A 14,456-nucleotide genomic window follows, 5' to 3' on the forward strand; every position below is an offset into this window, starting at 1 on the left:
CGGGCATGACCGCCTTGGAATACCAGCATCTGCTCGTCGCCCGGGACGGCGACACCGTGCGCATCACCATGAACCGGCCCGCCCGCCGCAACGCGCTGTCCGGGGACCATCTGACCGAACTGCTGGCCGCGTTCCGCGCGGCGGGCGAGAGCGACGCGACCGGCATCGTGCTCGCCGGGGCCGGGCCGGTGTTCTCGGCCGGGCACGACTTCGCCGACGTCGCCGCCCGCGACCCGGCCGGGGTACGGGCGCTGCTCACCTTGTGTACGGAGGTGATGCGGACCGTGCAGGACGTGCCGCAGGTGGTGATCGCGCGGGTGCACGGGCTGGCCACCGCCGCGGGCTGTCAGCTGGTGGCCTCCTGCGATCTGGCCGTGGCCGCCGAATCCGCGGGATTCGCGCTGCCCGGCGGCAAGGGCGGCTGGTTCTGCCACACCCCGGCCGTGCCGGTGGCCCGCGCGGTCGGGCGCAAACGTCTGATGGAACTGGCGCTCACCGGCGATCCGATCGACGCCCGCACGGCCGTGGAGTGGGGACTGATCAATCGCGCGGTGCCCGACACCGAATTGGACACGGCCGTGGCCGATCTGCTCGGCCGGGCCACACGCGGCAGCCGCGCGTCCAAGGCCCTGGGCAAACGCACCCTCTACGCCCAACTCGACCGCCCCGAGACCGACGCCTACGCCATCGCGGTGGCAGTCATGGCCGAGGCCGCCCAACTGCCGGGCGCGCGCGAGGGCATGGCGGCGTTCCTCGGGAAGCGGCAGCCGGTGTGGCCGGATTGATCGGCGCGACGGCAAGGGGGTCCGCGTCGCGGGTGTGGCCGGATTGGTCGGCGCGGCGGTAGAGGGCTCGGGTGGCCGGATTGATCAGCGTGAGGCCAGATAATCCGCGCCGCCGATGTAGACGGTCGCACCCGGGTCGGTTGTGGCGGTGGTGGCGTCGGCGACGGCTGTGGCGAACTCGGGGACGGTGGGGAGTGGGCCGTGGGCGGTTCGCGCTGCCACTGCCGCTGGGTCGCGGCGGCCGAGCAGGCGGACGATGATGGTGCCGTCGATCATGTCGCCCGAGACCACCGTGAAACCTATTGCGCGGCGGTCGAATTCGGGGATCATGGCGCGCAGTGCGTCCTCTCCGGCCCGCTTGCTTGAAGCGATGGGCTCGTAGTCCGCGGGGACGGGCTTGCGGCCGTGGAAGTGCGCCTGGTGACTGGTGACGAATACGATGCGGCCGCCCGCGGACAGCCGGGGGAGTGCCGCCCGGGTCAGCCGCACCTGCGCGTCGCGGTTGATGGCCATGGCGTACCCGGGGGGCGCGCCCTGTTCGAGGCCGCCGGAGGCGTTGAGCACCAGCGCGTCGAGGCGGCCGAAGCGGGCCACGGTCGACTCGATCAGCTCCGTCGCCGCGGCGGCGTCGGACAGATCCGCGCCCGCGATCGACGCGCTGCCACCCGCCGCGCCGATCTCGTTCACGAGATCCTCTGCGCGCCTGCGCTTCTCGCGATAGTTGACGACCACGTGATCGCCGCGAGCCGCCAGGATCCGGGCCGTCTGGGCGCCGATGCCCCGCGAGGCGCCGGTGATCAGGACGATGCGTCGCGAACTCATACCCACTCCCACTCGATCGCTTCTAATTCAGAACTAACTATGGTGGTTCGAAATGAGAAGTGCAAGGGAATCGGCAGCCGCCCGCGGTGCGGAACCGTCGCGATCGGCCCGGCACGCGGCCATGGACCTGCTGGGTCAGCGCTGGATGTTGCGCGTGATCTGGGAGCTCGAGCCCGGCCCGCTGGGCTTCCTGGAACTGCGCCGCCGGATGGGCAACTGCTCGTCGAGCATGCTCTCCGCGCGCCTGCACACCCTGCAAGCCGCGGGGCTGGCGGAGAAGTTGCCGAACAAGAACTATCGCCTGACCGCCACCGGGGCCGCGCTCGGCCGCGCGCTGAATCCCGTGTGGGAGTGGTCGGACCGCTGGCAGGGGTCCGATGAGGAACGTACCGACCGCTGAGTCCGGCGGTGTTACCCTGCCTGCACGATGCGAGGACGGATGGGTTCGATGTGCCGCCGCGCGCTGCCGATCGGGGGCGCGCTGCTGATCGCCGCCTGCGGCGCGAGCGGATCCGACACCCCCGCCCCCGTCGCGCAATCCCCCTCCCGGGACGTGGAAGTCATCGACTGTTCCTTCGGCAAACCGGCCGTCCGGCCCGCCGCGATGATCCTCGCCTGCGCCGATCTCGGCGCCCGCCTGGACCAACTCGCGTGGACGTCCTGGACCGCCGACCGGGCCGAGGGGGACGGCATCGAACGCGACAAGACGTGCGTCCCCGACTGCGCCACGGGCTCCAGCGTCACCAAACCCGTGCATGTCGTGCTGTCCGAGCCGATCGAGCCGGGGCACGTGTTCACCAAGGCCACGGTCGTGGACGCGGACGGGAAGGCCACCAGCTGGCCGTTGACGCGGCGCTGACACCGCGGTCTTAGCTGTAACTCCGAGTCGCATGCATTGGTAGACTATTGCTACGCTCGCGAAGCAATGGCTGCGATGTAGGTGTGAGCTGGACCAGGAGTACCGATGAAGTTACTTCCCATTCGGGCGCGGGCCCGGACCATCGACCCGGGGGAGGTGGCCCTGGCCGCGCGCAATGTGCACTTCGACTGGCGGGATACGCCGCTGCACTGGATGGCGGACGAGCCGATCGCCTCGCACGTGATCAACGCGCTGAATCTGCTGCTGCCCGAGGGTGAGCGGATGTTCTGCCAGACGTTCTCCGAGGCGCTGCCGCTGGTCAAGGACGAGAAGTTGCGCGAGCAGATGCTCGGGTTCATCGGGCAGGAGTCCATGCACGCCGAGACCCACAACGGGGTGCTCGACGAGGTGCTGTCCGCGCACGGCATCGATGTGGACGCCTACGTGCGGCAGATGGAGTACCTGTTCCGCACCACGCTCGGCGCGCGCGAAAACGCCGACGCGACAAAGCAATTCCAGAATCTGGTGGAGCGGCTCGGGTTCATCGCGACCCTCGAGCACTTCTTCGCGTTCCTCGGTGACTGGGTGCTCAACGCCGATCTGGAGCGGTTCGGGGCCGACCCGCGGGTGCTGGACCTGTTCCGGTGGCACGGCGCGGAGGAGGTCGAGCACCGGTTCGTGGCCTACGACGTCGCCGAGTACTTCGAGATCGGATACGTGCGGCGCTGCGCGCTGATGCTGATCGTGTTCCCGATCTTCCTGGCGCTGGTCGGCCGGGGAGCGAAATACCTGGTGCGACAGGATGATTCGCTGCCCGATCTGGGGTACCCGCGGTTGATCGCGCGGATTCTCGGGTCGATGTGGCGCGGTGCGTTGCCGGGGGGGCCGTCGCTGCTGTGGAGCGCGCTGTCGGTCTTCAAACCCGGGTACACGCCGGAGTCGGTCGGGTCGACCGCGCAGGCGGTGGCGTATCTGGCGAAGTCCCCGGCCGCGCGGGCGCTGGCGTCGTGACCGTCCGTCGCCCCGCCCCGGCCGGGCTGCCCGCCGATCTGTACGGAAAACGGCGGCGGGACAGGGCGATTCGCGTCTTCGACGCGGTCGCGCAGACCCGGTTCCGCTGGACCGAGCTGGTGAACCGGCGCGCCCCGGCGGGCCGCGTGGACGACCGCAGGCTGGCCCTGACCGTCGCCGAGCGGCGGGTGGAGGCGCACGACACCGACGTGATCAGCCTGTCGCTCGTCGCGCCGGACGGCCGGGAGCTGCCCGGGTGGCGGCCGGGGGCGCATCTGGATCTGGAGTTGCCCTCGGGGCGGTTGCGGCAGTACTCGCTGTGCGGCGATCCGGCCGATCGACGGAGTTATCGCATCGCGGTGCGGCGCATCCCCGACGGCGGCGGCGGATCGCTGGAGGTGCACGAGGCACTGCCGGTGGGCGCGCGGGTGACCGTGCGGGGGCCGCGCAACGCCTTCCCGTTCGTGCCGCCCGGCTACGGATCCGATACGGCCCGAGTGCGGTTCGTGGCCGGAGGGATCGGGATCACGCCTATCCTGCCGATGATGCGCATGGCCGACCGGCTCGGGGTGGACTGGTCGATGATCTACACCGGCCGCGGCCGCGACGCCATTCCCTTCCTCGACGAGGTGGAGCGGTTCGGGGATCGGGTCGTCGTCCGCACCGACGACGCGCACGGCCTGCCCACGGCGGCCGACCTGCTCGGCGACCTGAGGCCCGGGACCGCGCTCTACTGCTGCGGTCCGGTGCCGATGACCGCGGCCGTCGCGGCCGGGGTGCGCGACGTGCCCGAGGTGGAACTGCACTCCGAACGGTTCTCCGCGCCGCCGGTGCTCGACGGCAGGCCGTTCACCGTCGAGCTGGCGCGCACCGGCGAGATCGTGGAGGTGCCCGCCGACCGCTCGGCGCTCGACCGCATTCTGGCGGTGCGGCCCGACACCGCCTATTCATGTCGGCAGGGGTTCTGCCGCACCTGCCGCGTGCGGGTGCTGGCGGGCGAGGTCGAGCACCGCGACACCGTGCTGACCCCCGACGAACGCGCCGCGGGCGACATGCTCGTCTGCGTATCCCGCTGCGGCGGTGACCATTTGGTGCTGGACCTGTGAAGGAGAACGTTGTGACCGATCGGATCCTCGCGCCGGAGGCCGAGCGCGTCGTCCGCAGTGGCGACTTCGAGCTGGCCGTCTACGAATACGGCGATCCGAGCGCCGAGACCGTGCTGCTGGTGCACGGGTGGCCCGACGACCATCACCTGTGGGATCGCGTGATTCCCCTGCTGGCCGGGCGTTTTCACGTCGTCGCCTACGACACGCGCGGGCACGGGCGCTCCACGCGGACCGAGCGCACCGCGGACTATCGGCTCGGTGAGTTCGCCGCCGATCTGTTCGCGGTGGCCGATGCGGTGAGCCCGGACCGGCCGGTGCACGTGCTCGCGCACGACTGGGGTTCGGTGCAGTCGTGGGAGGCGGTGTGCGAGCCGCGCGCGGTCGAGCGGATCGCGTCGTTCACCTCGGTGTCGGGGCCCAATCTCGATCATCTCGGAAAGTGGTTGCGGGACAGGGTTTCCCGAGGCGCGGTGTGGGGGCCGTTCACGCAGCTGCTGTCGTCGGCGTACACATTCCTGTTCATGACGCCCGGCGTGCCGCGGGTGGTGCTGCGGCCGCTGTCGGCGGAGAAGGTGTGGCAGCGGTTCGTCGGGCTGATGAACGAGACCGCGCCCGGCAATGTCCGGCTGGGACCGACGTTCCGCGAGGACTTCTTCGACGGAATGCGCATCTACCGCGCGAATATCGTTCCGCGCCTGCTGAATCCGCGCGAGCGACGCACCGAGGTGCCGGTGCAGCTGATCATCGCGCGCCGCGACGTGGCCGTGCGACCGGCCGGGTACGCGGATTCGCAGCGGTGGGCGCCGCGGCTGTGGCGGCGCGAGATCGCGGGCGGGCACTGGCTGCCGTTCTCGCATCCGGAGCTGTTGGCCACGGCCACAACGGAATTCGCGCAGGCGGTGAGCGGCGGCGAGGCGCCGCGCGCGCTGCGGCGGGCCGAGGTGGGGCGCGAGCGCGGGCGGTTCGAGGACCAGCTGGCGGTCATCACCGGCGGCGGCAGCGGGATCGGCCGGGAGACCGCTCTGGCGTTCGCACGCCAGGGCGCGGAGATCGTGCTGTCGGACATCAACCTGGACGCGGCCAAGGAGACCGCCGAACTCGTCACCGCCGCCGGGGGAATCGCGCACGCCTACGCGGTCGACGTGTCCGACGAGGCGGCGATGGCCGAGCACGCGGCGGCGGTCATCGCCGCGCACGGGGTGCCGGACATCCTGGTCAACAATGCCGGGATCGGCCAGGCCGGGGACTTCTTCGACACCTCCGCCGCCGAGTTCGACCGGGTGCTGCGGGTCAATCTCGGCGGGGTGGTCAACGGCTGCCGCACCTTCGGGGCCGCCATGGCCGAGCGCGGGCTGGGCGGGCACATCGTGAATCTGTCCAGCATGGCCGCGTATACGCCGCAGCGCGGGTTCAGCGCCTATTCGACGAGCAAGTCGGCGGTGTTCATGTTCTCCGACTGCCTGCGAGCGGAGTTGGCGGGCAAGGGAATCGGCGTGAGCACGGTGTGCCCGGGGATCGTGGCGACGAATATCGTTGCCGCGACCCGTTTCTCGGGGCTGTCCGCCGACGAGGAGGCGCGCAAGCAGGCCGAGTACGACCGGTTGTACCGGCTGCGGAGTTACGGGCCGGAGAAGGTCGCGCGGCAGATCGTGCGGGCCGTCGAGCGCGGGCAGGCGGTGGTTCCGGTGACGCCGGAGGCGCACCTGCAATACCACTTCCACCGCTTCGCGCCCGGACTGCACCGATTCATCGCCGCGCGGGTGAAGCTGACCTAGAGCGCGGCCCCGGTCACGGTGTTGTCCTCGTCGTCCCCGTTGCGGGTCGCCAGCAGGCTGGTCACCGTCACCACGCCCAGCGTCACCACGATCACGCCGAGCGAGGCCAGCGTCGGGATCTCCGGCACCCCGGACCACACCTCGTGCGCCCAGTGCAGCACGAGCTTGAGGCCGATGAACGCCAGGATGACGGCCAGCCCGTAGGCCAGGTGGACCAGCCGCGAGAGCACCGCCTGGAGCACGAAATACAGCGCGCGCAGGCCGAGCAGCGCGAAGGCGTTCGTGGCGAAGACGAGGTACGGGTCACCCGTCACCCCGTACACGGCCGGTACCGAATCGACGGCGAAGACGAGGTCGGTCGCCATCACCGCGGTGACCACGAGGGCCAGCGGGGTGAGGGCTCGGCGGCCCGCCTCGCGCACCGTCATGCGCGTGCCACGGTAATCGTCGGTGACCGGCATCAGACGCCGCATGAACCGGACCGAGCGCATCGAGGAGATGTCGACCTGCTGTTCCTCGCCGCGGACGGCGTCCCGGAGCAGTTTGAGCGCGGTGACCAGCAGGATCAGCCCGAACAACAGGAACGCCCAGTCCAGCGAGGCGAGCGCGGCCGCGCCGAGCGCGATGAAGATGCCGCGCAACGCCAACGCGCCCACTATGCCGAACAGCAGCACCCGCTGGGCGAGGGCCGCGGGCACCGCGAAGGCCGACAGCAGCAGCATGAAGATGAACAGGTTGTCGACCGACAGCGATTTCTCCAGCAGATAGCCGGTGAAGAACTCGGTGGCGGGCGTGCCGCCGTAGGCCCACCACACGCCGAGCCCGAACAGGACCGGCAGCGCCAGATAGAAGACCGTCCACCCGACGGCCTCGCGCATCGAGACCTCGTGCGGTTTGTGGGTGACCACGAAATCCAGGGCCAGCAGCACCAGCACACCGGCGATGGTCGCCGCCCACAACCAGGGGGAGCCGATCGTGTGCAGCGTGGCCGCGGACAGGTGCGTGGTCATAGATCTCCTCGGGTACGACAAGTCGCCCGAGGTCTCCTTCGCCCGGATCGGGCGGTCACCCGGGGACTCCGATGGCGGAATCCGTACTGACCGGCATGACGCTTGGGAAGTACTCCCCTCGTGTCCGATAGTAGCGATGTTTTTGCTCGAAACCAACCCGGCGTACCGGCTTGACCTGAAGTTCGGTTCAGGTTGGAGGCTGGTCCTCGTAATCGTTCGAGGAAGGGATGTGGCCGAAAATGCGTGTGGTCGAGGCGAAGTCGTTCGGTGGGCCGGAGGTGCTCGTGGTGAGCGAGGCGCCGGATCCGGTGGCCGGGCCGGGTGAGGTCGTGGTGGGGGTCTCGGCGGCGGACGTGATGTTCCTGGATGTGCGGTTGCGCAGCGGGTGGGGGCTGGATTTCTTCCCGGTCGAGCCGCCGTACGTGCCGGGCGGCGCGGTGGCCGGGGTGGTGTCGGCGGTCGGCCCCGGGGTGGATCCGGGGTGGGTCGGCAAACGGGTGGCGACCCGGACGGCGGCCAGCGCGATCGGAGGTGGGGTGCCGACCGGGGGGTACGCGGAGCGGGCGTTGGCGTCGGCGGAGGCGCTCGACGAGCTGCCGGAGGGGTTGAGTGTCGTGCAGGGGGCGGCATTGGTGCACGACGGGCGCACGGCGACCGCGGTGGCGGCCAAGGCCGAGGTGCGGCCCGGGGAGCGGGTGCTGATCACGGCGGCCGGTGGGGGCTTGGGGGCGTTGCTGATTCAGTTGGTGAAGGCCGGCGGGGGGCGGGTGATCGCCGCGGCGCGGGGTGCGGCGAAGCTCGAGCTGGCTCGTCGGCTGGGGGCGGACGAGGTCGTCGATTACGGGTCGGACGGGTGGGCCGAGCGGGTCCGGGAGGTGGGGCTCGTGCTGGACGGGGCCGGTGGGGAGATCGGGCAAGCGGCGTTGGGGACGCTGGTGCGGGGTGGGCGGTTCATCGGGTACGGGAATGCCGCGGGAGGGTTCACCGATACGGAACAGGCTGCGGCGCAAGGGGTTACCGTCGTCTCGTTGATGGATCTCACGCAGGGGGTCGCCGATTGGCGGGCCTTCGGTCGCAAGGCGCTGGCCGAGGCGGCGGCGGGGCGATTGGAAGTCGTTGTGGGACAGACTTTTCCGCTGGAGGAGGCCGCCGCCGCCCACGCCGCCATCGAATCGCGGACCGCTGTCGGCCGGACGATCCTGACCGTCTGACTCAGCGGGGCGTCAGCACTACGACGGCGATGGGGCGCGTGGTCATCTTCTGATACTGGGTGTATCGGCCGTGATTCACCTTGTCCACCAACGCCCACCGCCGGGCGTAGTCGGGGTCGTCGGGATAGGTGGCCGCGGCGGTCACCGCGATCCGCTTCGGCCCGACATTGATCTCACACTCCGGCTTCGCCTTCACATTCGCCAGCCACCCCGGCGGCTTCGCCGCTCCTCCGTTGGACGCGGTGACGAGGTAACTCTCCCCGTCCTCGGCATAGGTCAGCGCACTGGTCCGCGGCTGCCCGCTCTTCCGCCCCACGGTGTGCAGCAACAGCGTCGGATTCCCGAACAGAACCCGGTGCCCCACCCACCCTTTCGACCGCTCGTACACCCACTGATGCACCTTCAGCACGTTCCCGAACAGACTCACCGGACGCTCCTCCCATCGCCCCCTCCGTAGCCTCACCCTATCGCCCCGACCCGCCGAGTAGGCGGCAGCCGGGTGGACCCGGTACCATCGCCCAAGCTCACAGGTCGCCTCGGGGGCGGTAGCTCAGTCGGTTAGAGCCGCGGACTCATAATCCGTTGGTCGTGGGTTCGAGCCCCACCCGCCCCACCGAAACAGCCTTCCGTGGTCGGCTGCTCGACGCCTGATTAAGGGGTCGGTCTCTACAATGTCGCGAGGCAGTGAATCAATTTCCCTGCGCAACAGCGTCCCTTCAATGTTCACTGAGCGGCAGCATTTTTCGGTGCTATCCCCACAACTCACCGCAAGGAAGCGGCGGCAAGTCAGGACGAACGTCATCGTCGATCGTGACCGCTAGGTCCAACTCTGTGAATGTGCTCGCTAGCTCGTCTGCTACGTTCTGTGCTTGCTCGGCACCCGCCTGGTAATCGAGCGTCAGGGCACCGCTTTCGATGTGAATGTGACGCGGCCTGGGGCGCATTCCGGTTGCCTCCCTTACAGTTCGGCCGTTTACCGACGGACCGATGGTGTCCAGGCTCGCGTAATCCCTGGTCAGGGGCTATTCCGCGTTGGCTCGCCGCGTTATGCGTCCGGCGTATAGGACAGACGTCACGAAGGGATTAGGCTCGGCGTGATTCACCCCGACGTTTAGCAAATTCCCAGTCATATCATCCATGATGAAAGGAAACGCGTCCGTATGAGCGTCACGACTGAATCCAGTCACGAAACCAAACCTCAGCGGCACAAGGTCACCGGCGATGTCCATCTGCTGCTGCGCCGCGGTAACGAAGTGCTGTTCGGCCAGCGTCAGAACACCGGATTTGAAGATGGAGCATGGCATTTGCCCTCGGGCCACCTCGAGGCCGGCGAATCCGTCATCGACGCTCTGATACGTGAAGCCGAGGAAGAGATCGGCGTGACGATCGCTCCGGCTGATGTGCAGTTCAGCCACATCATGCACAACTCATCCTCGGGCGGCCGGATGGCGTTCTTCTTCACCGTGCGCAGCTGGCAGGGTGAACCCACCAACCTGGAGCCGGACAAGTGCAGCGCGCTTGAGTGGTTCGCGGCAGATGCGTTGCCGGACCACATGATTGGCTACTGTCGCCAGGCCATGCAGCACATCGCCAAGAGCACGCCCTTCTCGATCTACGGCTGGTAGTCGTGATGGCGGCGCGTGCTCACGGCCCGATCGTCTGTGTCTCGTATCTTGCCCTGGCCGAACTTTGGAGCGTGCCGCTGTTTCCGGTTGCCAACCACGGTGCCGAGGTTCGGGCAACCGAGCAGTCCATCGCTGCCGATGGCCCGATGGCCGCGGCGGTGCTAGCGGCTTTGCATGCACCAACCACTCTCGTAGCCAACACAATTGGCGATGACCGGGAGGGTCGGACTGTCCGAACGTGGCTGCAGCACCGCAATGTCACCACGACCGCTATGTCCGCCACCTCCGTCACCACGCCGTGGATCGTGGTGATTGCTGACGGCCACCACACCCGGACGTGGTTCGCGCATCTGCCGGGTGTGGTGGAACAGCTCGCCGCTGTCGACCTGTCACCGATTGCCACTGCATCGTTCGTGTACGTCGATGCCTACCAGCTCATCGAGACGGCGGCTGTGCGCGTGATTGAAGCCACGCGTGCGGCGCAGGTGCCGGTGCTCGTCAACCTTGGCGGATCGCCGCTATCGGATGGGATTCGATCCGCGGCGGCCGGCTACGAGAAGCTCCTGATCCAGACCAACGTCGATGACAGTGCCCACGCGGAAGCGTTCACCGTCGCCCGATCACTACTGGCGGAAACGGCCGCGGCCTGGGTGGTGGTGACGGCTGGAGCCTTCGGTGCCGTAGCCGTCAGCGGCACGGAGGAGATCGCCGTACCCGCCTTTCCGGTGAATGTGCGGCATACCCATTGCGCTGGCGCCGCGTTCTCAGGTGGGCTGCTCTACGGTCTGCGCTCCGGCTGGTCGATGGAGCGCAGCATGCTGCTCGCCTCGGCGAGTGGGGCACTGCGGTGCGCACGGGACCACGGTGCCCCACTGCCGACCTTGGCGGAACTGACGCTTCTGACAACCACACTCGGTTGAACTACTTGCCGTAACGACGACGCAGCCGTTCGGGGTGGGCTTCATCGTATGTGTTGCCGACCGCGTCAACGAACAATGCAATGATGGGCATTGCTACCGCAATCACCAACGGCACCCAGGCCCAGACGAGGTACGCGTATAGCAATAGCGCGGGGACGGTGAGCCAATAGATCCAGCTCAGCGCACTGTAGCGATGAAAAAGAAACTTAATTTCGCTCGCTAAATAAGAGCCGAGCCAAATGAACCCGACTATCGCAGCGATACCGGTGATGATTACGAGGAGGATCAAGGCCCTGGATTCCACCATGGCAGTATGACATCATTGCTCTATTGTGAACGCTGTATAGTTTTGCTGGCGGCGAGATCTGATGTCCTCGTCAGAGCGGTGGGTGCCCGAATCCGGGAACCGGTCTACTATATAAGCCCCCACTCCTCGAACTGCCCACCAAGCCAATCGAAGCGCTCAGGTGACATTCGCTTCCGTTTGGCGTCTTCTTCGGATTCCTGCCTGGCCCCATACTGCCACCATGCTTCGTTCGTCTTGCGGTCCATCACCAGGAACCGATCCTTGACGGCCGGGCCACGTACCACCAGCGATACCGTGAGCGGTTCGGCCACGACAGCGTGAATCATGCTGTGGTGCAGGGCATACGACGTGCCAACTGGCTCCTCACGAGTCAGCAGTACCGGCAGCTTCTTCGGGTCGATCTGCTCGTCCACTTCGGCGTTGCCGAACAGGTAATGCCGATACTGACCCCGCAGGATGTGGCTAGCGTAGGACCAGCGGTGGTTGTGCGGCCGGTCGAAGTAGCCGGGCAGGAAGACGTGCAGCCGCACCCGGAACCCGGCGGGATCATCGTGCAGCACAAGTTTATCCAGGATGTCGTAGTGCTCGCACAGGCCGAATAATTGCGGCGAATCGACCAACTTGAGCAGCCGCGTGCGGACGATGCTTCGATCCGCGGCGAGCCGATCGAGCACGTCACCGCACACAGTTGCCACCTGGTCGATGTCGTTCCAGTCCAGGTCGTGAAGACTCTCGACCAGGGTTTCCATGGTGTCCATCAGGCAGGCTCGCTTCCGGGTTTGGCGCTGGATTTCCACAACCGGCAGACCGGCACGATGTCGTCGTAGGCCACGCACGAGGATTGGCCCATCACCACTTCCTCGGCCGGGCACCCGCCCTGACAGGCGCTGGCCTTGCAGCCGCCGCAGGAGCTTTCGGCCAGCGCGCTAGTGAAGAGGTCGAACTCATTGACCCCGTGATTCAGCTGCACCTGACCGTCGACCATCTGAGCGAAGTGCAGCTCGGTGTCGAACAGGTAGGAGCAGACGTAGCAGCGGCCATCCGGGAAGATCGAAATCCGGTCCAGCGTCCGGCCGATACACCCCTGGTAGCCCTCGGCGGCGTAGCGCTCCATCTGGTCACGCCGGGCATACGTTGGCTGGTACCACACCCGCGTGTTGTATTGCGGCGCAACAATATTGAGCTGATCACAGAAGGCCACCCATTCCGGTGGTGTCATCGCCAGCTCCGGGTTGCCGTGCCCGGTCCCGATGGTGGAGAAGACATGGAACTTCACCAGGCTGACGCCGAGCACATCCGCAATGTCGAGCAGCTGCAACACATCTCGCGCGTTGGCCTGGTTGACCGTGCAGATGATGCGGGTGTCGAAACCGCGCTCACAGAGTTCGCGCGTCGTCTCCATCGCCTGATCGAACGTGCCGCTCCCACGCACCGCATCGTGGGTGTCGCGGCTGCCACCGTCCAGGCTGACCTGCACGTAGGCGAAATCGTCCGGGGCGAGTTGCCGGAAGCGGCGCAGCGCCGGTTTCTGGGCGTTCGTCGTCGTGATGACATGCTCGTAGCCCAACTTCTTGCTGAGCCGGATGACCTCGCAGTAGTGCGGGTGCAGCGTCGGTTCTCCACCGAGGATGGTGAGCTTGCTGCCGCCGAGCTTGCGCCAGGTGGTGAGTGTGTCCACGATCTTCGGCAGCGGCATCTTCGAGGCCCGCTCCAACCGCTCACCCATGTAGCAGTGCTCGCAGCGCAACTGACAGGCTTCGGTGATGTAGAGGTAGACATTGCGGAACCGGCCGTACGCGACGCGGTCAATCCGGTCCGGTTCGGGAACATCGGCCCCACGGGGCATGCGGGCATGGCCGTAGCCGTCGTTGTTGGTTCGCAGGCCAGGGGTGGGCAGATCGACGGTCGTCATCGTGGTGCGCTCCGGGAGATAAGCAGCGGGGCAAGCAGATTCGCTGCCCCGTCGATGGTGTTGGTGGTTTCACACTGGGTGACAGTGACGTCGGCACGGGCGAAGGCATCGCGGATGCCGACTGCCGCCTGGTGGTAGCGCTGCATGCGCGCTTTGAACAGCCGCGGTGAATCGCCGCGTCTGGGATGAAGCAGACCTCCGCACCGGCCACACTGCCACGGGTCCGCATCGCTCGGGATCGCCGGCAAGCGGGGATCGTTGATCGGGTCACGCTCGCACTGGTGGCAGACCTTCCGGTTTCGGGCGCGCTGCCGGAGCGTTTTGACGTCAGTCACCACTTCGATGGCCTCGATGTGGCAGGGCGTCAGCGACCACAGGATCGCCAGCAGCTGATCAACCTGCGCAGCGGAACCGGGAAAATTGTCGAGCAGCACCGCTTGGACCTCGGGGTCCGCATTGACGGTCTCGAAATAGGAGCGGAGTGCTGCGGCGACGGTGTAATCGTCGATCCACCCCAACTGCTCCGGCGTCACCGCCGTTGCGGCCAGCACCTCCTGGGAGACATGCTCACGCAGCCGGAACACCCGGCGCCCAAGTGCCGATCCGAGCTGCATCGTCAGCGTCGTTTTGCCTGCTGCTGGCGGACCAAAGATGGGAACTACGAGGGACAACGCCACGGCCTACCCCTTTCCTCGGCAAGGTTTTCGTGCACCGCCCAAGGGTCGGGTTCTGGGGCGAAAAGGGCCACGACAAGGGGGTATTCGGGGTATGTATGAAACGTATAGCGTCGCCTGTCAAGCGCTGGTAGGGTCACCGGACCGAGGGCGCGGGGGCAAAAGTCCAGGTAAAGGTAGGAAAAACCGAGTAAAACCGGAAGCAGGGGCGATCATGAGTAGGGGACCGCAGCCGCAGCGCTACTGCGCGCGTTGTGGGACCAGGCTCAATAGCTTGAACACCCAAACCCTATGCGCCCCTTGTGAAGTTACCACCCGGGATGAACGTCATCAGCCACCCGCAGTGGGGGCTGCTGCACGTTTGGGTGACAGTGGTTAGGCAGCCTGTCGGGCTGCTGGGGACATGATGGTTTCGAATTCGATCGGAGTCAACCGGCCC

The 14,456-nt window shown here is 67.3% G+C and carries 16 protein-coding genes and 1 tRNA gene; 10 read left to right on the forward strand and 7 right to left on the reverse strand.

Features of this window, described 5'->3' with window-relative positions:
- Window positions 1–5: 5 nt before the first annotated feature.
- Window positions 6–785: an enoyl-CoA hydratase-related protein gene (locus tag ACFYTQ_RS31800; protein WP_387368984.1), complete on the forward strand. Its 780-nt coding sequence runs from the start codon at window positions 6–8 to the stop codon at window positions 783–785.
- Between the two features lie 84 nt (window positions 786–869).
- On the opposite strand, the gene ACFYTQ_RS31805 is transcribed toward ACFYTQ_RS31800, so the two are convergent.
- Complete coding sequence (locus ACFYTQ_RS31805; protein ID WP_387368986.1) at window positions 870–1,607, reverse strand: SDR family oxidoreductase; 738 nt, start codon at window positions 1,605–1,607, stop codon at window positions 870–872.
- Window positions 1,608–1,659: 52 nt separating this feature from the next.
- On the opposite strand from ACFYTQ_RS31805, the gene ACFYTQ_RS31810 reads away from it, so the two are divergent.
- The 5 genes from ACFYTQ_RS31810 to ACFYTQ_RS31830 all read left to right on the forward strand — a co-directional run bounded on the left by ACFYTQ_RS31810 (window position 1,660) and on the right by ACFYTQ_RS31830 (window position 6,358).
- Complete coding sequence (locus ACFYTQ_RS31810; RefSeq protein WP_387368988.1) at window positions 1,660–2,007, forward strand: winged helix-turn-helix transcriptional regulator; 348 nt, start codon at window positions 1,660–1,662, stop codon at window positions 2,005–2,007.
- A gap of 27 nt (window positions 2,008–2,034) precedes the next feature.
- Window positions 2,035–2,466, forward strand: a complete 432-nt coding sequence (locus ACFYTQ_RS31815) for a hypothetical protein (RefSeq protein WP_387368990.1) — start codon at window positions 2,035–2,037, stop codon at window positions 2,464–2,466.
- A gap of 105 nt (window positions 2,467–2,571) precedes the next feature.
- A complete protein-coding gene (locus ACFYTQ_RS31820; protein ID WP_387368992.1) occupies window positions 2,572–3,477 on the forward strand; it encodes a metal-dependent hydrolase in 906 nt (301 codons plus the stop codon).
- On the forward strand, window positions 3,474–4,583 hold the full coding sequence (locus ACFYTQ_RS31825) for a PDR/VanB family oxidoreductase (protein WP_387368994.1): 1,110 nt from the start codon (window positions 3,474–3,476) through the stop codon (window positions 4,581–4,583). Before ACFYTQ_RS31820 ends, ACFYTQ_RS31825 begins: the two co-directional genes overlap by 4 nt.
- Window positions 4,584–4,594: 11 nt before the next feature.
- Window positions 4,595–6,358, forward strand: a complete 1,764-nt coding sequence (locus ACFYTQ_RS31830; RefSeq protein WP_387368996.1) for an SDR family oxidoreductase — start codon at window positions 4,595–4,597, stop codon at window positions 6,356–6,358.
- Here ACFYTQ_RS31830 and ACFYTQ_RS31835 read toward each other — a convergent pair.
- Window positions 6,355–7,368 (reverse strand): TerC/Alx family metal homeostasis membrane protein, encoded by a 1,014-nt coding sequence (locus ACFYTQ_RS31835; protein ID WP_387368998.1) that lies wholly within the window; start codon window positions 7,366–7,368, stop codon window positions 6,355–6,357. The two genes, ACFYTQ_RS31830 and ACFYTQ_RS31835, sit on opposite strands and share 4 nt — an antisense overlap.
- A 239-nt stretch (window positions 7,369–7,607) precedes the next feature.
- Between ACFYTQ_RS31835 and ACFYTQ_RS31840 the strand changes: the two genes are divergently transcribed.
- A complete protein-coding gene (locus tag ACFYTQ_RS31840; RefSeq protein ID WP_387369000.1) occupies window positions 7,608–8,579 on the forward strand; it encodes a zinc-binding dehydrogenase in 972 nt (323 codons plus the stop codon).
- A gap of 1 nt (window position 8,580) precedes the next feature.
- Here the strand turns inward: ACFYTQ_RS31840 and ACFYTQ_RS31845 are convergent, their stop codons facing one another.
- On the reverse strand, window positions 8,581–9,006 hold the full coding sequence (locus tag ACFYTQ_RS31845) for a nitroreductase family deazaflavin-dependent oxidoreductase (protein WP_387369002.1): 426 nt from the start codon (window positions 9,004–9,006) through the stop codon (window positions 8,581–8,583).
- A gap of 112 nt (window positions 9,007–9,118) precedes the next feature.
- Here ACFYTQ_RS31845 and ACFYTQ_RS31850 point away from each other — a divergent pair.
- From ACFYTQ_RS31850 to ACFYTQ_RS31860, 3 genes are all read left to right on the forward strand, one after another.
- Window positions 9,119–9,192 (forward strand) — tRNA-Ile (locus ACFYTQ_RS31850).
- A gap of 547 nt (window positions 9,193–9,739) precedes the next feature.
- A complete protein-coding gene (locus ACFYTQ_RS31855) occupies window positions 9,740–10,204 on the forward strand; it encodes an NUDIX domain-containing protein (RefSeq protein ID WP_387369004.1) in 465 nt (154 codons plus the stop codon).
- Window positions 10,205–10,209: 5 nt separating this feature from the next.
- Entirely contained in the window at window positions 10,210–11,124 is a 915-nt protein-coding gene (locus ACFYTQ_RS31860; protein ID WP_387369032.1) for a carbohydrate kinase family protein, read from the forward strand.
- Between the two features lies 1 nt (window position 11,125).
- On the opposite strand, the gene ACFYTQ_RS31865 is transcribed toward ACFYTQ_RS31860, so the two are convergent.
- The 4 genes from ACFYTQ_RS31865 to ACFYTQ_RS31880 form a co-directional block, all read right to left on the reverse strand.
- Entirely contained in the window at window positions 11,126–11,431 is a 306-nt protein-coding gene (locus ACFYTQ_RS31865) for a hypothetical protein (protein ID WP_387369006.1), read from the reverse strand.
- Between the two features lie 107 nt (window positions 11,432–11,538).
- Window positions 11,539–12,189 carry a hypothetical protein gene (locus ACFYTQ_RS31870; protein ID WP_387369008.1) on the reverse strand — a complete coding sequence of 217 codons (651 nt, stop codon included), beginning with the start codon at window positions 12,187–12,189 and terminating at the stop codon, window positions 11,539–11,541.
- Window positions 12,189–13,343, reverse strand: a complete 1,155-nt coding sequence (locus ACFYTQ_RS31875; RefSeq protein WP_387369010.1) for a radical SAM protein — start codon at window positions 13,341–13,343, stop codon at window positions 12,189–12,191. Before ACFYTQ_RS31875 ends, ACFYTQ_RS31870 begins: the two co-directional genes overlap by 1 nt.
- On the reverse strand, window positions 13,340–14,020 hold the full coding sequence (locus ACFYTQ_RS31880) for a hypothetical protein (RefSeq protein WP_387369012.1): 681 nt from the start codon (window positions 14,018–14,020) through the stop codon (window positions 13,340–13,342). Before ACFYTQ_RS31880 ends, ACFYTQ_RS31875 begins: the two co-directional genes overlap by 4 nt.
- Window positions 14,021–14,456: the final 436 nt, after the last annotated feature.

This window comes from Nocardia sp. NPDC004068, assembly GCF_042874315.1.
Classification (GTDB): Bacteria; Actinomycetota; Actinomycetes; order Mycobacteriales; family Mycobacteriaceae; genus Nocardia.